This is a genomic window from Yoonia sediminilitoris, assembly GCF_003058085.1.
Lineage (GTDB): Bacteria > Pseudomonadota > Alphaproteobacteria > Rhodobacterales > Rhodobacteraceae > Yoonia > Yoonia sediminilitoris.
In genome coordinates this window covers 166,004-183,925 of record NZ_QBUD01000004.1, presented here as the reverse complement: position 1 = coordinate 183,925, position 17,922 = coordinate 166,004, and the positions used below count along the sequence as shown (strand labels likewise).

The 17,922-nt window shown below is 57.4% G+C and carries 19 protein-coding genes; 10 read left to right on the top strand and 9 right to left on the bottom strand.

The features are described 5' to 3' along the window. Positions 1 to 8 precede the first annotated feature (8 nt). The 4 genes from C8N45_RS10770 (at position 9) to zapE (ending at position 3,821) form a co-directional block, all read left to right on the top strand. Positions 9 to 632: an HAD family hydrolase gene (locus tag C8N45_RS10770; protein WP_108386245.1), complete on the top strand. Its 624-nt coding sequence runs from the start codon at positions 9 to 11 to the stop codon at positions 630 to 632. Beyond that, positions 629 to 1,552, top strand: a complete 924-nt coding sequence (locus C8N45_RS10765; RefSeq protein WP_108386244.1) for an ornithine cyclodeaminase family protein — start codon at positions 629 to 631, stop codon at positions 1,550 to 1,552. Before C8N45_RS10770 ends, C8N45_RS10765 begins: the two co-directional genes overlap by 4 nt. Before the next feature lie 13 nt (positions 1,553 to 1,565). Further along, entirely contained in the window at positions 1,566 to 2,489 is a 924-nt protein-coding gene (locus C8N45_RS10760) for an alpha/beta fold hydrolase (protein ID WP_108386243.1), read from the top strand. A 255-nt stretch (positions 2,490 to 2,744) separates the two neighbouring features. Then, positions 2,745 to 3,821 (top strand): cell division protein ZapE, encoded by a 1,077-nt coding sequence (gene zapE, locus C8N45_RS10750; RefSeq protein WP_108386241.1) that lies wholly within the window; start codon positions 2,745 to 2,747, stop codon positions 3,819 to 3,821. Positions 3,822 to 3,939: 118 nt separating this feature from the next. Here the strand turns inward: zapE and C8N45_RS10745 are convergent, their stop codons facing one another. The 7 genes from C8N45_RS10745 to C8N45_RS10715 form a co-directional block, all read right to left on the bottom strand. After that, a complete protein-coding gene (locus C8N45_RS10745; RefSeq protein WP_108386240.1) occupies positions 3,940 to 4,509 on the bottom strand; it encodes an HdeD family acid-resistance protein in 570 nt (189 codons plus the stop codon). A 200-nt stretch (positions 4,510 to 4,709) separates the two neighbouring features. Next, positions 4,710 to 5,288: a hypothetical protein gene (locus C8N45_RS10740; RefSeq protein ID WP_108386239.1), complete on the bottom strand. Its 579-nt coding sequence runs from the start codon at positions 5,286 to 5,288 to the stop codon at positions 4,710 to 4,712. A 574-nt stretch (positions 5,289 to 5,862) separates the two neighbouring features. Next, the gene (locus C8N45_RS10735; RefSeq protein ID WP_108386238.1) at positions 5,863 to 7,026 is read right to left on the bottom strand and encodes a trans-sulfuration enzyme family protein; all 1,164 of its coding nucleotides are present in this window, start codon (positions 7,024 to 7,026) and stop codon (positions 5,863 to 5,865) included. Between the two features lie 13 nt (positions 7,027 to 7,039). Then, on the bottom strand, positions 7,040 to 7,546 hold the full coding sequence (locus C8N45_RS10730) for a hypothetical protein (protein WP_108386237.1): 507 nt from the start codon (positions 7,544 to 7,546) through the stop codon (positions 7,040 to 7,042). Beyond that, entirely contained in the window at positions 7,543 to 8,784 is a 1,242-nt protein-coding gene (locus C8N45_RS10725; RefSeq protein WP_108386370.1) for a bifunctional folylpolyglutamate synthase/dihydrofolate synthase, read from the bottom strand. The genes C8N45_RS10730 and C8N45_RS10725 overlap by 4 nt, the downstream gene beginning before the upstream one ends. Before the next feature lie 29 nt (positions 8,785 to 8,813). Further along, a complete protein-coding gene (accD, locus tag C8N45_RS10720; protein ID WP_108386236.1) occupies positions 8,814 to 9,767 on the bottom strand; it encodes an acetyl-CoA carboxylase, carboxyltransferase subunit beta in 954 nt (317 codons plus the stop codon). Between the two features lie 295 nt (positions 9,768 to 10,062). Continuing rightward, positions 10,063 to 10,977 (bottom strand): CPBP family intramembrane glutamic endopeptidase, encoded by a 915-nt coding sequence (locus tag C8N45_RS10715; RefSeq protein WP_108386235.1) that lies wholly within the window; start codon positions 10,975 to 10,977, stop codon positions 10,063 to 10,065. A 101-nt stretch (positions 10,978 to 11,078) separates the two neighbouring features. On the opposite strand from C8N45_RS10715, the gene ilvD reads away from it, so the two are divergent. From ilvD to C8N45_RS10680, 6 genes are all read left to right on the top strand, one after another. Further along, the gene (ilvD, locus tag C8N45_RS10710; protein ID WP_108386234.1) at positions 11,079 to 12,812 is read left to right on the top strand and encodes a dihydroxy-acid dehydratase; all 1,734 of its coding nucleotides are present in this window, start codon (positions 11,079 to 11,081) and stop codon (positions 12,810 to 12,812) included. A gap of 3 nt (positions 12,813 to 12,815) precedes the next feature. After that, complete coding sequence (locus tag C8N45_RS10705; RefSeq protein ID WP_108386233.1) at positions 12,816 to 13,418, top strand: dihydroxy-acid dehydratase; 603 nt, start codon at positions 12,816 to 12,818, stop codon at positions 13,416 to 13,418. An 81-nt stretch (positions 13,419 to 13,499) separates the two neighbouring features. Beyond that, the gene (locus C8N45_RS10700) at positions 13,500 to 14,270 is read left to right on the top strand and encodes a DUF6478 family protein (protein WP_309498827.1); all 771 of its coding nucleotides are present in this window, start codon (positions 13,500 to 13,502) and stop codon (positions 14,268 to 14,270) included. An 18-nt stretch (positions 14,271 to 14,288) separates the two neighbouring features. Next, positions 14,289 to 14,654, top strand: coding sequence for a hypothetical protein (locus C8N45_RS10695; protein ID WP_108386231.1), 366 nt, complete (start codon positions 14,289 to 14,291; stop codon positions 14,652 to 14,654). A 128-nt stretch (positions 14,655 to 14,782) separates the two neighbouring features. Next, positions 14,783 to 15,274: a fasciclin domain-containing protein gene (locus tag C8N45_RS10690; RefSeq protein ID WP_108386230.1), complete on the top strand. Its 492-nt coding sequence runs from the start codon at positions 14,783 to 14,785 to the stop codon at positions 15,272 to 15,274. A gap of 238 nt (positions 15,275 to 15,512) precedes the next feature. Beyond that, positions 15,513 to 15,938 (top strand): ester cyclase, encoded by a 426-nt coding sequence (locus C8N45_RS10680; protein ID WP_108386228.1) that lies wholly within the window; start codon positions 15,513 to 15,515, stop codon positions 15,936 to 15,938. Between the two features lie 119 nt (positions 15,939 to 16,057). On the opposite strand, the gene C8N45_RS10675 is transcribed toward C8N45_RS10680, so the two are convergent. Further along, positions 16,058 to 16,924 (bottom strand): sugar phosphate isomerase/epimerase family protein, encoded by an 867-nt coding sequence (locus tag C8N45_RS10675; RefSeq protein ID WP_168769451.1) that lies wholly within the window; start codon positions 16,922 to 16,924, stop codon positions 16,058 to 16,060. After that, on the bottom strand, positions 16,921 to 17,904 hold the full coding sequence (locus tag C8N45_RS10670; RefSeq protein ID WP_108386227.1) for a fatty acid desaturase: 984 nt from the start codon (positions 17,902 to 17,904) through the stop codon (positions 16,921 to 16,923). The genes C8N45_RS10675 and C8N45_RS10670 overlap by 4 nt, the downstream gene beginning before the upstream one ends. Positions 17,905 to 17,922 lie beyond the last annotated feature (18 nt).

The following is a 17,922-nucleotide window of genomic DNA, read 5'->3' as shown; positions in this document are numbered from 1 at the left end:
GGACCCACATGAGCGACATCAATGCCGTTATCTTTGACATCGGGAATGTGCTGATCGAATGGCAGCCAGAGCGGTTTTATGACCGGGTGATCGGTGCAGACCGGCGCAAGGCCATGTTTGCAGCGATTGATTTGCACGGGATCAACGATCAGGTGGATCGGGGCCACGGTTTTCGCGAAACGATCCATGCCGCCGCGGACGCCCATCCTGACTGGCGCGATGAGGTGCTGATGTGGCATGACAATTGGCTTGATATGGCAACGCCGACGATTGACCATTCTGTCAGGTTGCTGCGCGGATTGCGCGCGGCGGACATGCCTGTCTTTGCGCTCAGCAACTTTGGCATCCAGCCCTTTGCTATCGCAGAACCGGTCTATCCGTTTCTGGGCGAATTCGACCGGCGCTACATCTCTGGCCATATGGGCGAGGTAAAGCCAGAGCCGCGCATCTATGAGATGGTCGAACAAGACTGCGGACTGGCCCCCGAAACGCTTTTGTTTGTTGATGACCGGCGCGAAAATCTGGACACTGCGGCGACACGTGGCTGGCAGACGCATCTGTTTGATGGTCCCCAAGGTTGGGCCGACCGGCTTGTTCGTGAAGGATTACTCAGCCCGGAGGCCGCCCAATGACGATCAACATTCCCTTTACTGAAGGCGAGGCCAATCTGGACTGGCTCGGTCTGACCGACGCACTGGTGGCAGGTCACAAGCTGCCCAAAGCCGAACTGTCGGACACGTTTCTTTATCAGGGTGAAAACACGTTGCTGAACCGGTCTGCATGGATTTCAGGCATGGGGCTGGCTGTGAAATGCGCGACGATCTTTCCCGGAAACAAGGCGCAGGGCAAGCCCACGGTCGGCGGGGCAGTCAATCTGTTTTCTGATGATGATGGCAGGCTTGAGGCGATTGTGGATTTCCATCTTGTGACCAAATGGAAAACCGCCGGTGACAGCCTGCTTGCTGCGCGCAGGCTGGCCCGGCCTGACAGCCGGAACATCCTGATCGTCGGCGCGGGCACGGTGGGTGCATCCCTGCGGCAGGCTTACGGTGCCGCCTTTCCACACGCGCAATTCACGGTTTGGAACCGCTCGCCCGCCGGGGCCGAATCGTTCCGACAGGCCTATCCCGACGTCACGGTTGCGGCTGATCTGGCCACGGCGGTGCAGGCCGCCGACATCATCACCTGCGCTACCATGTCTACAGAACCCGTCATCAAGGGGGATTGGCTGCGCCCCGGTCAGCATGTGGACCTGATTGGCGCCTACCGCCCTGACATGCGCGAAGTGGACGACACGGCGCTGCAAAAAGCGCGCATCTTTGTGGATAGTCGGGACACGACGATGGACCATATCGGCGAGTTGAAAATCCCGCTGGCAGAGGGTGCAATTCAGCGCGCGGATGTCATGGCCGATTTTTACCAGATGGATTTGATGCGCAGGCAGGATGACAAGGATATCACACTTTTCAAAAATGGTGGTGGGGCGCATCTTGATCTCATGACCAGCCGATACATACTCGACGCTTGGCACGCGTTTTTGGCCACAAGTTAAGAGGTAGAATGCGATGCTGTGGTGGATTGGTATTCTCACAGGCATGGTGCTGCTTGCGGCGCTGCCCTTTTTGATCGAGCGGTTGCGGCCAGAAGTGGGGCCGACGGCGCGCCATGGGGCCGATGGTGATTTTGCGCAATTGTCACAAGGGGTGACACACTACCGCTGGGTCGGACCGACGCGCGGGCCTGTGGCCGTGTGTGTGCATGGGCTGTCGTCGCCCTCGGTGGCAATCGAAGGGGTCGCGGAAGGGTTGGGCCAGATGGGCTATCGGGTCCTGATGTATGATCTTTACGGGCGCGGCTTGTCGGATGCGGTCAAGGGCAAGCAGGACAGGGCTTTCTTCCTGCGCCAATTGGCCGACCTCTTGGCCCACCAGAACGCACAAGAGGAACTGACGCTTGTGGGCTACTCCATGGGCGGGCAAATCGCGACGGCTTATGCCGCGGAAAACACCCACCAGATCAAGCGGGTCATTTTGCTGGCAGCTGCGGGTATCCAGGTCAAAGAAAGCAGTTTTGCGGCCTTTTGCAGAAGCACACCGCTGTTGGGGGATTGGGTGCATGGGATGTTCGCAAGGCGTCGTATTCTGGCCAGCATTCCCAAGAGTTCCCGCCAGCCGTCGGTGCAAAAGGTGCTGATGGCACAACGGCAGGAGTTGCACAGGCGCGGCTACCTGCCGTCTATCCTGTCAAGCAGGCGTGGCATGTTATCCGAAGTGCACGAAGCGGAACACCGTATGCTGGGGCGCGAGGATGTGCCGGTGATTGCGGTTTGGGGAGATCAGGATCAGGTGATCCCGATTTCAGCGCTTGGCGTGCTTGCACAATGGAACAGAAGCGCACGGCAGGAAGTTGTAGAGGGTGCGGATCACGCTTTGCCGTACACCCATGTGAACAAGTTGATCGAAGCCATTCGGTCTGCCCTGCGCGACTGAAATTGCCCCACTTTTGGCGAGCCCGATCAATGATATGGCGACGGTCAGACTGAAATCGCACTGCAACCAGCCAAAATCATCTGCGATGGGATTTGAAAAGCCGCCAAGAATTGCGCGTATGGCCAATCCTGTCATGATAACGGAGCAAACCGCAATCTCGACAGGCGATATCAACCGTGTATGCGTGTGTGTCGCCAGTGGCCCATCAAATCTTGTCGGCTTTTCAACCATTGCCGGTCAGGGTATCCCACGAACATGACTGTTCAAGATGCATATCACGACGCCGTCAAGGCAGGCGCATTGACCCAAGACCCGGCTCAATTGGCGGTTTTGCCGGAATTGGAACGGGTGCGCGCGGGGCTGGCGGCACCGGTCAAGTCCGGGTTCTTCCGCAAGGCCCCGCCACCTGTGCCGGGGCTTTACATGTGGGGCGGCGTGGGCCGGGGCAAATCCATGCTGATGGACCTGCTTTATGATCACGTCGACGTGCCCAAACAGCGCCGGCATTTTCATGCGTTCATGCAGTGGGTCCATGCCGAGATGACAGAGGCCCGTAAAAAGGGGGTTGATGACGCCATTGCCCCTGTCGCGGCCAAACTGGCGGGCGATGTCAGGTTTCTGGCATTTGATGAAATGCAAATCACTGATATCACGGATGCGATGCTGGTCGGCCGCCTGTTCGAGGCGCTGTTTGCCGCCGGTGTCACCATTGTCACCACGTCCAACCGCCCCCCCGATGATCTTTATAAGAACGGGTTGAACCGACAGTTATTTCTGCCGTTTATCGCTCTGCTCAAAGAGCGGATGGTCATCCATGAGTTGACCAGCGAAACAGATTACAGGCAGGACCGGCTGGCTGGCACGAAAAGCTATTTCACGCCGATCAACGAGGAATCGCGGCAAGCGATCCGCCAGATCTGGGAGAGCCTGTCAAAGGGCGAAAGCGAAGGGCTGACGCTGCATGTGAAGGGCAGGCAGGTGGAATTGCCGCGGTTTCACAACGGGGTGGCGCGGGTGAAATTCTATGACCTTTGCGGCAAGCCCTTGGGTGCTGCCGACTATTTGGCGCTGGCCGACGCGGTGCGGGTGCTGATCCTTGAGGATATTCCCACCCTGTCGCGCAACAACTTCAACGAAGCCAAGCGTTTCGTCACCTTGGTCGATGCGCTGTACGAGGGAAAAGTTCAACTGATCTGTTCTGCGGCGGCGCAGCCCGAGATGCTCTATGTCGAAGGCGAAGGGACATTTGAATTTGAACGGACAGCCAGCCGATTGCGCGAAATGCAGTCCGAGGGCTGGGGACGCAAGGTCGGGGAACGCCGCAAACCCTAGACGCGAGAACAGGGGCCTCCGAACGCAGGCCAAGACGTCCAACCACACGCGGTATTCGCCCCTCAATGGTGCCCATGCGGCACCACTGTTTGGGTTCCAGGTATTTAACCCGTGCTTATTAGACTGGTTCTGACGGTATGGAACGACCGATGATAATCATCGCTGTTCCGGTACTTGCCAAATCAATGCCCAACATCAGGCCCAGAACGACGGTAGAGGCCTTAGGCAAGGCGATCAGGATCACGCAACCCAGTGCAAAGCTGATGACCGCCGAACCCAGCGCCCAACCCCATCCCGGAGCCGGGTGTATCCAAAGCGCAAACCGCGCCTGCGCAACACCCGTAACCAAAAGGAGAATTCCCAAAAGCGCGGAAAGCGCCAGAAGCCCTTCCAATGGAAAGAAAAGCAGAAGGAGCCCCGCCGCAAGCGTGAGCAAACCCACGAGGAGTTGCCACAGAAACGGACTTGTTCCACGAATTGAAAACGCTCCAAACAGGATGACGCAACCGCTGACGGTCAACAGCCATCCGATCAGTATTTCGACCAGAAGAGAACTGAACATCGGCACGAACAGCGCGGCCACCCCCAGAACTATCATGACGCCGCCCGCCCAGAAAAACCCTTTGCGCAGCTTTGCCATGACAGCGTTTTGATCGAAGTCCATATATGGTTCGCTGTTGAAAGTCATAATAAATCTCCTTCTGCTTGGCACTGTCACACAGACATTGTCAGTGCCCGACGTTCATTTGCCCGAATTGATTGAGCCGATCTGCAACGCGAAACCGTGGGGGGAGGCGGTTTACAGAATTCGAATGTCTCATTTTGCGTTCGCACAGCTTTTTCCTGCATCAGGTCAATGTCATACGCCCTGCCTTGCGACGCGCACCCTCAGGCTTCGCTCCAGGGATGAACATGAACGTCCCGGCCTGAATGACCCTTCAGGATCTTGACAGCCAGCTCTTCTTTCGTCTTGTCGACGGTACGAACCCACAAAAGAATACCGCCGTTTTCTATCTGATTGGCGTAATAGTCCTTGTGGTGTTGACCTACCCGCCGCGCCAGTAACGCGCCGATGACGGCAGCGGGGCCACCCCCAATCGCGATAGCGGCGATTGAGGCGGCCAGCGTGCTGATGGGAGTCAGCATGGCAGCCATGGCGATATAGGATCCAAGAAAGAAAAAACCTCCGATTATGGCACCCTCCAATTCGCCGATCGCCTCTTCGGACACGAACGCCGCGCGGGGTGCATCCGGATTGTCTTCCAAATCAGCTGACCGCCAAAAGGCAGAACCAAGCTTTTCTTTCATCGCCGTCTCGTCCCCCAGCAAGCTTAGGTCAGCACGACTGAACCCCGACATCCGGAGATCGTAGATAGCGGCCTGCAACGAGTCGAAACTGTCAAACACACCGACAGCCTCAGGAACATTGATGTAGGTAGTGTGATGGGTTTTGGTGTCTGTGGTCACAACCGTTCTCCGTTATATCCCGGCCAATTTACTGGCAATTCCACAGGCAGAATTGACGTAGGTCATTCAGCACAACCAAATACGATTTGATCGTGGGGCTTTTGTGACGGCATAAAAGCGTTTCGCCTTTAACCTGCGACATCAGATAAAGGCGAAACGCCCACAACATATGAATGTTGCACGGCGTTTCCCAAAAAGCTGTGAGAAAGGTTTTTCGTGAAACGCTGTGGAAAGAACAGGCGCGAGGCGGCAACGGGATGAAGGCAAAAACCGCGCTACGGTTGATTGCTGCTTAATGCGACGTCAGTTCTGATTCTTGGAGAAATCCGTTGGGCGCGCACCACGACATGCGCGCCCTAGGGAATGCCTGTAGAAGAAAACAAGAAGACAGGCCGTTTGCCTGCCCACTCGCCCTGCCAAGACTGCTTCGATACACCTCTTTCATGGGGCGCTTCGATTGACAACGAATCTAGTCGAAGAAGTGATTCGCAGTCAATCCTCTGATTCGCGAATCAATCATCAATCGGCGGAAAACTTCAGCTATTGACCTGAACGTTTGTTGACACGGCTGAAATCAGGCAAGGCCCTGCGCACGGCTAAGTGCCTGTTCTAGATCATAGATCAGGTCGTCGGCATCTTCGATCCCGATGGACAGGCGCAGCAGGCGCGGATGCACGGGGAAGCCTTCACCGGAAACCGTCTTGCGATGTTCGATTAGACTTTCGACACCGCCCAAAGAAGTTGCAGGGTAAAAGACCTCGCAAAAGCGGGCGACGTCGATGGCGGTCTGCTCTGTGCCCCTGGTGATGATCGACATCATGCCGCCGAACTGGCCGTCAGTCTGACGTTTGGCAACCGCATGGCCGGGATCATGGGGCAGGCCGGGGTACAAGACGGTTTCGACCAGTGGATGCCCGTCGAAATGCTGGGCCACGGCCATCGCATTCTTGCAGGCCTTTTCGACCCGCAAAAACAGGGTCCGCATTCCCCGGATCAAAAGCCACGCATCAAAGGATTGCAGGACGGTGCCCTGCAATTTGCGGATCAATGCGATTTCATCCCAGAAATCACCGGTCTCGCGCACCGACAATACGCCAGCCGTCACATCAGAATGGCCGCCCAGATATTTGGTGGCAGAATGAAAAGAAAAATCAGCGCCAAAATCCAGCGCGCGGGTCATGCTGGGCGGGGTGCCGGTGCAGTCGGTCATCAGTTTTGCGCCCGCAGCATGGGCAATCTCGGCGGCGGCGGCGATGTCGGTCACTTCCCAATTCGGGTTGTTGGGGGTTTCAACCCAGACCAGCGCAGTTTCACCGGGGCGGACTGCGGCGGCCAGTTCATCCAGATTGCCCGCAGTGTAGTCGGACAGGACCAACCGCCCCTTTGCCGCATAGTTTTGCAGTTGTGCACGCACCCCGTGATACATGACCTTTGGCGCAACCACGTGCGCGCCGGTTGGCAAATGTTCGATAATGGCGGTGCAGGCGGACATACCGGACGAAAAAAGCAGCGCGTCTTTCGCGCCCTCAAGTTCGGCGATCACTGCCTCGGCCTGCGCGGTCGTCTGGCTGCCATCGCGACGATACCAATAGGGTTGGCGCACCGCATAGTTTTCATCCCGGGCATAGGTCGCCGCAGGCTGGATCGCCGGTGTCACCGCACCTGTTTCCGCCTCAACGAAATGCAGCGCTTGCGCGACGCGCGTCACAAGGGATGGTTTGCGGTTGCTGTCAGCCATTTGTTGTCTTTCGTTAGCTTGTCGGAGGATAGAAATTGCAGGATGCGTCCAGTGGGCTTTGGCCGACAACAAAGACCGTTTCCGGCGCGATGCCGCTTTCTTCGATCCATTTGCCGTTCAGACAGAAATCCTGCGCGTAATTGCCCGAGTTAAAGCCAAATCCGCCGGGGCCGCAGTCGGTCGCCGTCCCATCGGCGTTCCAGCCCTGCGTATACCCCAGTGGTGATGCATCGCCGGGCAGAAAACTATTCGTTGCGGGATCAAAATTCAGCACCCATGTGTCGGTCGGTGCGCGATTGGCGAGCGACCACGACCCGATGGGAAATCCTTGGTGGAACCCGGTGATCTGGAAATTTGTCACATCGGGCGCGGTTATGATCGGTTTGTTGATCGCAGAGTGCACCACGCTCATCGCGCCGGTCATGGTGTAATCGTTGGCCCCGATCCAACAGAAATAATAGTCAGCGGCTTGCGCCGGCCCGGCAAGCACGGCCATAGCGACAGCACCGGCGCGCATCATGTCATATTCTCGCGGATGACATGCCCGGCAAGATACAGCGAGCCGCAAATCAGGATGCGCGCATGCGGAGTTGCCCGCGTGATTGTCGAGATGGCACTGCGTACGTCGGGGGCGACCGTGGCATCAAGACCCACGCGCGCGGCGGCGGCGGCTGTGTCCTCCGCCGGGACGGTGTTGGCTTCACCCGGAATGGACACTGCAAAAAGGCTATCGGCGGTCGTTGCGAGATGGCGCAAATAGCCATCTATATCCTTGGTATTCAGCATACCGCAGATCAAATGTGTTGGCTTTTGGGGTTGTTGGCGCAAGGTATCTGCCAGCGCCTTGCCTGCCGCAGGATTGTGCCCGCCATCAAGCCATAGCTCTGCCGGTGCAGCCAGATCAACCAATGACCCATTCGTCAGACGTTCCATTCTGGCGGGCCAGTAGGCTGACGTGACCGCCGCCTCGCAGGCGGCTTCGTCTTTGCCAAGCAGGCGCAGGGCGGCGATAGCGGCCCCCGCATTCATGATCTGATGCGGACCGCGCAAATTGGGTAATGGCAGGTCCAGCAAGCCGGTTTCGTCCTGAAAAACAAGCCGACCGCGTTCCTGCGTCACATGCCACTGCTGACCGTAGGCATGCAGTGGCGCGCCATGGCGGGCGGCGACAGCTTCGATCGCGTCCATGCTTTCGGTGTGCTGTGGGCCGACAACACAGGGCACGCCACGCTTGATAATACCTGCTTTTTCAGTCGCGATTTTGGACAGGGTGTTGCCAAGATATTGTTGGTGGTCCAGATCCACAGGCGTGATCACGGTCAGCGCTGGTTTGGATACAACGTTTGTGGCATCCAGACGACCGCCCAGGCCGACCTCAAGCAACGTGTAATCCGCAGGCGTACGGGCAAATGCAACCAGAGCAGCGACAGTCGTAATTTCAAAATAGGTGATGGGTGTGCTGCCGTTGGCCTTGTAACATTCGTCAAGCACCTCGGTCAGGGCCTCTTCCCTGATCAGGTCGCCGGCAAGTCGGATCCGCTCATGAAATCGGGCCAGATGCGGCGAGGTATAAGCATGCACATCCGCGCCGCTTGCTTCCAATCCGGCGCGGATCATGGCCTGAGTTGACCCTTTTCCATTGGTGCCCGCGATATGCACAACGGGTGGCAACCGGTCTTGCGGGTTGCCGACCGCATCCAGCAAGCGCCATACGCGGTCAAGAACAAGGTCCATGACCTTGGGGTGCAAGGCCATCATGCGTTGCAGGATCAAGTCCGACTGTTGGGTCACTTCGCCTCTTCTGGGCTGAGCGGATCGTTGCGCTTGAGCGGATTTTCTGGCTTGCCTTTTTCTGTTTCATTCGGCGGCGGCAGATCGCCTTTTACGGGCGGATCGAGCCGCATCAACAAACGGACAATTGTCACAAGTTCATCCTTGAGGTCGGTGCGTCGGGTTACCCGATCCAACATCCCGTGGTCGAGTAGATATTCGGCCCGCTGAAAACCTTCCGGCAATTGCTCACCAATGGTCTGTTCGATGACCCGTGCGCCGGCAAAACCGATGAGCGCGTTGGGTTCTGCGATCTGGACATCGCCCAACATCGCATAAGACGCCGTGACCCCGCCCGTTGTAGGATGGGTCAGTACGACAATATAAGGCAACCCCGCTTCCTTGAGCATTTGCACCGCAATGGTCGTGCGGGGCATTTGCATCAGGCCAAGGATACCTTCTTGCATCCTCGCACCACCGGCCGCAGAGAATAATATCAAGGGGCGACCTAATTCGATAGCGCGCTCGGCTGCGGCAACGATCGCGTTGCCCACATACATGGACATAGACCCGCCCATGAATGAAAAATCCTGCACCGCGACGACCACAGGTGTGCGACCCATCTCGCCTTCCGCGACGAGCATTGCATCTCGTTCGCCGGTTTTTTTACGGGCCTCTTTGATGCGATCGACATATTTCTTCTGATCACGAAAACTAAGCGGGTCGTCAACAGGGTCAGGCACAGCGACGTCGACAAAAGCACCGCCGTCAAACACTGATCTCAGCCGGTCACGCGCCCCGATTGCCATATGATGATCGCAGTTGGTACAGACATTCAGGTTGTCAGCCAATTCCCTGTGAAACAACATTGTCCCGCACTCGGCGCATTTGGTCCACAGGTTTTCCGGGACCTCACGGCGAGAGAAAAGCGAGTTGATCGTGGGGCGGACGTAGTTGGTGATCCAGTTCATCGTGCAACCTTTTGCGTTATCGCGCCTCAGATATGCCGCTGTAAGGTAAAATGCAATCAGTGCGCTGAAGGCAAAGGGTGGAACTGGACCGTCGTTGAGCAGTCATACTTAAATACGTACCACGGACAGGACCCGTTCATCCTGTGCCGTCAGCGTGGATTTCACGAAAAATCAGCGGTTTGCGCGGCGTAGGCGATCGTTATTCTTTGCACAGGCGATGCGCGCCGCTGATCTGCGCTACCTCTGCTCGAAATCGAAAAAGGTCGCAATGACAAATGCGACATGCCTGTGCCAGCTATCTGCGCAGCGCGATGCGTGCGGCCAGCCAGACGCTCAGGACAGACAAGCCAAGCATAAGCAGTTGCTGTATGCTCCAGATCATGGGGAACTGGGCGATGAGCGCGCTGTATCTATCAGGGTCTTCGTAGGGATAAAGAAACAGAGCGAGGCCGGAGTTGGGCCAGCCTTCGACGCCAATCACCATCAACGAGAAAATGTTCACAATCTGATGCAGCCCAATCGCTGCCCCCAGATTGCCGGTGCGTGCCGTCAGATCCGCACAGGCAATCCCAAGGATGGTGGCAAAAAAGACATACACGACACCTTCGGGCGCGCTGTTGCCGTTCCAGTAGTGAACGACCCCAAACAGAAGTGACGGTCCGACCATCCAGACCCAACGGCTGTTTGAAAGGCAGGCCAGTTGCTGTTGCAGATAACCGCGAAAAAGTATCTCTTCGGTTGTGACCTGAACAAGGACTGCAAGAAAGGCAAACGGCCACAACATCACCCAGATGCCGATGGGGCGTATGTCGGCCAGTTCGCTGAACACGACCCAAGGCGGGAGGACCTCAAGGGCCAGAAAAACCCCGCCCACGCCAATGGCAACTTTCCGAAAATCGGTAAAAGCCATTTGATAGGGCCCGATCAGCGACCAGAATCCGCGCTGGTGCACGCGCTGCAATGTCCAGACAAACGCTGCGGCGGGCAGACCGAAGCTCGCAAATTGCAGCAGCGTCCCCAAAGCTGTGGTGCCTTCCTGATACGCAATGCGCAAATTGGCTGGCAGCAGAATGCTGATCAGGACGGGCGTCAGCAGGAAGAAGAGCGCAAATGATGCCACCATGAACACCACCCGAGAGGGGGAAGTGACGGGCCGGGCGGCCTGTGCAAAGTCAGCGAGTGGCGTGTAATGGTCTTTCATGGCCGACATTAGGCAGCTTGCGGACGTGGCTGCAACTGCGCATTCCGCCTTGCGTTGGGACGGTCCGGCTTTTAGACCCTTTCTGGACTGAATTCCGGGAGTGAGAGACAATGCTCAAAGGCAAGACCGACAAAACCAACCTGCCCAGCCGCCATGTGACCGAAGGGCCAAGCCGCGCGCCGCACAGGTCCTATTTCTACGCCATGGGTCTGGATGAAGAAGCAATTGCCCAGCCGTGGGTGGGTGTTGCGACCTGCTGGAACGAGGCGGCACCCTGTAACATTGCGCTGAACCGGCAGGCGCAGGCTGTCAAGCTTGGCGTCAAGAAGGGGATGGGCACCCCCCGCGAATTCACAACCATCACCGTGACCGACGGTATTGCGATGGGCCACGAGGGCATGCGGTCGTCGCTGGCGTCGCGTGAAGCGATCGCAGACACGGTTGAACTGACGATGCGCGGCCATTGCTATGATGCCATTGTGGGACTTGCAGGCTGTGACAAATCCCTGCCGGGCATGATGATGGCGATGGTACGTCTGAATACCCCGTCGGTCTTTATCTACGGCGGGTCGATCCTGCCGGGCCGCCTGAATGGTCAGGATGTCACGGTGCAGGACGTCTTCGAGGCTGTGGGCAAACATCAGGCGGGCAACATGTCCGATGCCGAACTGGAAGTGCTTGAACGGGTGGCTTGCCCCTCTGCCGGGGCCTGTGGCGGGCAATTCACTGCCAATACGATGGCCTGCGTGAGCGAGGCTGTGGGCCTTGCGTTGCTGAATTCGTCTGGCGCGCCTGCACCTTACGAAAGCCGCGATCATTACGGTGTTGCTTCTGGTGAGGCGGTCATGAACCTGATCGAAAAGAACATACGTGCCCGCGATATCGTGACGCGCAAGTCGCTTGAAAATGCGGCGCGGGTAGTGGCCTGCACCGGCGGATCAACAAATGCCGGACTGCACCTGCCTGCAATCGCGGCAGAGGCCGGGATTGACTTTGACCTGTTCGACGTCTGCGACATTTTCCGCGACACACCATATTTTGTCGACCTCAAGCCCGGCGGTCAGTATGTGGCCAAGGACCTGTACGAGGCAGGCGGCGTGCCCGTCGTGATGAAAGAGCTGCGCAAGGCAGGCCTGATGCACGAAGACTGCATGACAGCCTCTGGCCGCGAGATTGGCGAAGAACTCGACATGATTAAGGGCGAAGCCGACGGCAAGGTCATCTACCCAGTCGAAACGCCGATCACAGCCACGGGTGGCGTTGTGGGGCTCAAGGGGAACTTGGCACCCGAAGGGGCAATTGTAAAAGTGGCCGGTATGTCCACACAAGAACAGACATTCACGGGTCCTGCCCGCGTGTTCGAATGCGAAGAGGACGCATTTGAAGCTGTCAAAGCCCGTCAATATGAAGAAGGCGAAGTCATCGTGATCCGCAACGAAGGCCCCTCTGGCGGTCCAGGAATGCGCGAAATGCTGGCAACCACGGCGGCCCTGTCCGGTCAGGGCATGGGCAAAAAGGTTGCCCTGATCACCGATGGCCGTTTTTCGGGCGCGACGCGCGGGTTCTGCGTGGGCCATGTCGGGCCAGAGGCGGCCCATGGCGGCCCCATCGCGCTGGTGGAAAATGGCGACATGATCACGCTGAACGCGATCACCGGTGAACTCAGCGTTGACCTGAGCGATGAGGAACTGGCGGAGCGCAAGGCCAACTGGAAAGGGCCGCGCGAAACCATTTATGCGTCCGGTGCGCTATGGAAATATGCGCAGCTTGTGGGCTCGACCCGGCTTGGGGCGCTGACCCATCCCGGTGCCAAAGGTGAAAAGCACATCTATATGGACCTCTAGACGTTGCGGCATGTCTTGTCCGGACTGGCGGTGGTCTGTGCCGCCGCAGGTTGTTCGTCCGCTACTGTTGCGCCACAGAAATCGCTCAGGCTGGCAGATGCAGGCATCGTCGCCACTGCGCCTGCCGGCTACTGCGTTGACCCCGCAGCCAGTGATGCGGGGGCCGGATTTGTGATCATGGCCCCTTGCGCCACGTTGGGGGTTGGTGATGCCGCGCCCGATGTGCTGGGTGTAGCGACATTGCAGGTCGGGGCCGCCGACAGCGGGGCAGTCATCGGATCAGAGGATGATTTGGCCAGTTTTCTGGCTTCGGACGCGGGTGCTGCCCTATTGAGTGCAGACGGGGATGCGCAGGTGATCACCGTCAACGAGACTGTCAAAGAGGAAAACACTGTTACCGTGCAATTTACCGACAACGGGGCACCACCGCTTGCCGGGCTCGGGGCAGAGGAATGGCGGGCGTTTACAGACATCAACGGACGGCTTGTGACCGTGGCCGTGCGGGGGCTGGCTGTGTCGCCCTTGTCTGACGAGTCGGGGGCATGGTTGCTTGATCTGATCATCACTGGTCTGGTCGGTACAGGCGACGGACAGCCGCGTGCGTAGCCAGAAGCGTAAATTATGTAAATATTGACGTCTGTTTGACAAAATCGAACAGACGGTCAACCAACCCGAGGGGCGCAGAGGGTGGTGAAGCCACACAACATTATCAGCAAGCTTCGCCATCGTCTGATGTTGACTGGTTGGACCCAGGCCGCACGTGAAGCGGAGACTGCGGAACTTGCGACGTTGCGGGCCCAGCGCCAGATGGCGCGTCAGTTGTGCGTGCCCTTGCAGGAATTGTCGCATATTGCCGACGGTCGCCTGGGCTTGCCGCGGATCGGGTCAAGCACCTTTGCCCGGCCTGCGGGCACAGACTGGTCATGGCGGCCGCGACTGTGGCGCGGTGCCTTGCCACATAGGGGCATCGCACCCGCCGGCAGCAAAGCAAGGCTTGGGACAGAATTGAGGGTCTTTCATGACTGTCCCCTGTCAGAGATTTCGCTGCAACAAGTCCGCAACAGCCGCGACCATGACCTTGCCCCTTTCGGGGTCGCGATGGAGATCTTTGGCTTTCAGGGCAGTTTCCTGTCGCTGGTCATCGACTTGCCTGACAAGGTTTGTGAAGCGTTTCGCAAGCAGTATCTGATCCAGCTTGCAGCGACGGTTGAACGCGAACATCCCATGAAAATTTACGCCCGTTTGAACGTCAAACACGGCCCGAACGTACAGGAATACCTGTTGACCGTTCCGGATGATGAAACCGAAGCAACCCTCGCTTTCGACCTTGCTTACGGCGAATTGAATGTCAAACGGGTCGAAAAAATGTGGTTGGACCTGATCTTTGAAAATCCGGGGATGAACAAGGTCACATTGCGCGACCTCAATTTTTGCCGCTATCCCCGGGCGGAGATCTGACGGAATGGCAGGGGACCAATGGCTGATTTGACACTCACGAAAACACGGCTGATTGCGGGCGTTTGGGAAGGCGAGTTGCGTGGTGCTGGCTCTGAAATGCCTGTGTTGCGCGCGGCCCATCTGGATAAGGACCTTGAAGGGCTGGCGTTGGTGCAGGGGGAGGCGCCTGATGTCTGGCTGGTGCGCCTTTCGCTGCCCGCCCAGATAATCAGTGACGGGGTCCAGACGGTCATTTTCTATGATGAAAACGATGCCGTACTCGACAGCTTCACGCTATTGTCGGGCGAGGCAATGGCCGCAGATATCCGGTCCGAAATCAGCCTTCTGCGTAGTGAACTGGATATGCTCAAAAAATCGTTTCGGCGGCACTGTAACGAAAGCTAGGCGCCCCACGCTACAAATCGTCTGCTGGATCAATTTAATACATCACATCAACAAATTGTCAGAAAAAGAACCAACTCAAGGGGCGGGGCGTAACAACTTTGTTAACAGGGACTTGAAAGGAACCTACAATGAACCGTCGCTTCGCATTTAAGACAACATTCGCCGCCGCTGCATTCGCCGCAATTGCAGCATGTAGCCCGACCATGGAAAAAGAGCCTGATATCGTCGATATCGCCGTGTCCAACGGTAGCTTTACAACGCTGGTGGCGGCTGTTCAGGCGGCTGGCCTTGTCGAGACCCTGAAAGGTGACGGACCGTTCACCGTGTTCGCGCCAACAGACGAAGCTTTTGCGGCCCTGCCCGCAGGCACAGTCGAAAGCCTGCTGCTGCCGGAAAACAAGGATCAGCTGACCGCCATCCTGACATACCATGTCGTACCCGGTGCTGTGACATCTGACCAGTTGGCTGGCCAGCGGTTGAGCGTAGCAACAGTCAACGGCGCCGATGTGCACATTGATGGACGCGATGGCGTGAAGGTCGAGGATTCAAACGTCATCACAGCAGACATTATCGCATCAAACGGTGTGATCCACGTCATCAACGCAGTGCTGCTGCCGTAACTGCTACCCGAAAATGCGTTTTGAAAGGGGTGGCCACAGGGCCGCCCCTTTTTTGTTGCCCGCCCTGTCCTTTGTGAAACGGCACATAACTTTGATCATTGTGTCATAAGACGACACGAAGCGAACTCTGCTCTTGGTGCGATGGATGACCGATTTGAGCCCGAAATAAATTTTTCCAGTGGACTTGTGAAGGTCTACTGCTAACCTCGACGCACCTACACCCAAAAGGGCCAAGATCATGCACCCTACTGAAAAGGTTGTCCGACAATTTCACGAGTCGTGGGATATGCGCGATCCCGATCGCGGCATGGAGGTGATCGCTGATGACTGTGCTTTCGAAGATATTGCCCGCGGCGAGAAGCTTCCTGGCAAGGAAGCCTACCAGTCCGACTACTATCGCTGGCGAGAGGCCTTCCCGGATGGACTTTGCAAAGTCGAAAACGTCATGGTCAGCCAAGACGGGCAGTGGGCGACGGTCGAGTTTCGGAACACCGGAACACATACCGGAGTTCTGCGCTCAAGTCTTGGAGATTTCCAGCCGACCGGCAAGAGAGCTGAAGTCCGGTATTGCTCAGTGATGCGCGTCAAAGACGGCATGGTGGTCGAGGGCCGAGATTATTACGACAGCGCAACCATTGCTCGGCAGCTCGGACTAATAAGCTGATCGAACAAATTTCCTTGTCTCAGTTTGAGTTTCAAGCGTAGCAAACCAATCATGGCGCGGGGTCCGTTACGTCCCGCATTGCGGACCTTGACGGGCTGCTACTCGAAATGATGGTTAGATCAGAAAGGCGTGGTGTCTGTTTCCGGATCGTCGCCGCCCAAGTCATCCCAAATGTCGCGGACCCAGCGCATGATTATCTGCGCCTCTTCCCAGCGGTTTGACATCTCGACCCCGTCCGGCCCTGTCATGGCATATTCAGGTGGGCCCAGTTCGCACGCAAAGATGCAATCGCCTGTCCGGTTGCGTGCCCGCCAATCGGCCAAGCCTTCGCGCCACCAGTCCCTGAAAAGCGCCACCCATTTTTGATTTTGCGGAAAATCCAGCTGTAGCTGGATTTGCTGACGCGAGGCAACGCGCCCTTGAAAACTGTCCGAGCGCTGCAAGACCCGACTGATCAGGCCCTTGTCGTGGTCGGAAAGGGGGTACCAGAATTCGCGGTCCACGACATAATGTGACAGGTCGGCACAGATCCGCATGTCGGGGATGCGGTCCAACAGTTGCAGGGTCGTGTAAAGGTCGTTCGTGATGCAGTTCCGGTGGGTTTCAAACTGGACCGGCACGCCGATGCGGTCGGCCATTGCAATCCAGGCTTCGATCACAGGCACCATTTCATCAAGTACAATTGGCATTACCTGTCCGATCACGTCAACAAAGGGCGCGCCAAAGTCGGCGGCCATATGCAGCGTGTCTTCAAGACTTTCGATGGTTTTGGGAAAGGCCACGATCAAGGGGGTCAGGTTATTTGCCTCCATATGAGGGCGCACCGCATGGGCCACAGCAACGTCGGAGGCCCCTAGATCAATCGCCATCCCATCGAAACCAGCCTTTGCCACCATTTCGCAAACCTGATCATATGGCAGATTGATCCCCGTGGGGTCATGCGGCTGCATGGCCCACAGCGACGTATAGACCTGAAGCCGTCTCATTCAGCGGGCATACGGGTCACGCGGCCACCTGTGCGCGGAATGATCCAGACCTCGTCCATCGGATATTGGCTTTCGTCCTTGGTCATGAGCTTGCCAATGACCTCGATCTGGAACTCCAGCCAGCCCATTCGGTGCACGGGCCCTGTCTTTTCCTCGATCTTGGCGTTCAGATTGCGCAGTTTCCAGAATGGAACGGCTGGAAATGTATGGTGTGCCGTGTGATAGGGCATTTGCCAGCAAAGCCAGCGCTGCAGGGCGTTCGCGCGGGTTGAGCGGGTATTTTCAAGGATATCGTCATTATGCGACAGGCCGAGATGCTCAATCGTGTTCTGCAACTGGTGGATCGGCTTGGTCAGGATCATGGGCAGCAGCCAAAAGGTCAGCGCGGCCCAGGACTGGGTCAGCACCGACAGGACCGCAATCAGACCGTAGCCCAACAGATGCAGACGACTCTCGCGGATCACGCGGGCTTCTTCTTCTGCCCTGATGTATGGCTCAATGATGATCCCGCGTGCGCGCCGGATTGTACCTGCGATGCGATTGCGCCAATAGGTGATCCCGCTGAGCCATAGCAGGTAGCTGGTCAGCGTGTAGGGTTCACGCACCAGTTCGCCATCACGTTCCCAGTCCTGGGTATATTGGTGATGGGCGAAATGCATGATCTGGTCGAAGTCGCGGGGGAATATCTGGACAAAGCCGATGATGCGGCCAAAGGCTTCGTTCAGCTTGCGAGTCTTGAAGACGGTCGCATGGGACAATTCATGCTGTGCCGCGTAGAGGAAATTCAGCAACACGCCCAACGCCAGCCCTGTCAGCCAGACCCATGCGGTGCCAATGGCGAGCCAGTGCAACCAGCCGACCATTACGATGGCACCAAGATGGCTGGCCATTTGCATGCCGCCACGCATATCCGACCGCTCTGACAGTGTCCGCAATTCTGCGGGGGTCAGCAGCTTGCGCCGTGAAAAACTTGCTTCCATGGTCTTGCCTCCGTTTGG

Bases quoted from the DNA above. Each gene is read 5' to 3' on its own strand.
- C8N45_RS10745 (WP_108386240.1), bottom strand. From the start codon at position 4,509: ATGACTTTCAACAGCGAACCATATATGGACTTCGATCAAAACGCTGTC.
- zapE (WP_108386241.1), top strand. From the start codon at position 2,745: ATGACTGTTCAAGATGCATATCACGACGCCGTCAAGGCAGGCGCATTG.
- accD (WP_108386236.1), bottom strand. From the start codon at position 9,767: ATGAACTGGATCACCAACTACGTCCGCCCCACGATCAACTCGCTTTTC.
- C8N45_RS10760 (WP_108386243.1), top strand. From the start codon at position 1,566: ATGCTGTGGTGGATTGGTATTCTCACAGGCATGGTGCTGCTTGCGGCG.
- C8N45_RS10730 (WP_108386237.1), bottom strand. From the start codon at position 7,546: ATGATGCGCGCCGGTGCTGTCGCTATGGCCGTGCTTGCCGGGCCGGCG.
- ilvD (WP_108386234.1), top strand. From the start codon at position 11,079: ATGCTCAAAGGCAAGACCGACAAAACCAACCTGCCCAGCCGCCATGTG.
- C8N45_RS10715 (WP_108386235.1), bottom strand. From the start codon at position 10,977: ATGTCGGCCATGAAAGACCATTACACGCCACTCGCTGACTTTGCACAG.
- C8N45_RS10725 (WP_108386370.1), bottom strand. From the start codon at position 8,784: ATGATGGCCTTGCACCCCAAGGTCATGGACCTTGTTCTTGACCGCGTA.
- C8N45_RS10765 (WP_108386244.1), top strand. From the start codon at position 629: ATGACGATCAACATTCCCTTTACTGAAGGCGAGGCCAATCTGGACTGG.
- C8N45_RS10670 (WP_108386227.1), bottom strand. From the start codon at position 17,904: ATGGAAGCAAGTTTTTCACGGCGCAAGCTGCTGACCCCCGCAGAATTG.
- C8N45_RS10675 (WP_168769451.1), bottom strand. From the start codon at position 16,924: ATGAGACGGCTTCAGGTCTATACGTCGCTGTGGGCCATGCAGCCGCAT.
- C8N45_RS10695 (WP_108386231.1), top strand. From the start codon at position 14,289: ATGGCTGATTTGACACTCACGAAAACACGGCTGATTGCGGGCGTTTGG.
- C8N45_RS10680 (WP_108386228.1), top strand. From the start codon at position 15,513: ATGCACCCTACTGAAAAGGTTGTCCGACAATTTCACGAGTCGTGGGAT.
- C8N45_RS10770 (WP_108386245.1), top strand. From the start codon at position 9: ATGAGCGACATCAATGCCGTTATCTTTGACATCGGGAATGTGCTGATC.
- C8N45_RS10690 (WP_108386230.1), top strand. From the start codon at position 14,783: ATGAACCGTCGCTTCGCATTTAAGACAACATTCGCCGCCGCTGCATTC.
- C8N45_RS10735 (WP_108386238.1), bottom strand. From the start codon at position 7,026: ATGGCTGACAGCAACCGCAAACCATCCCTTGTGACGCGCGTCGCGCAA.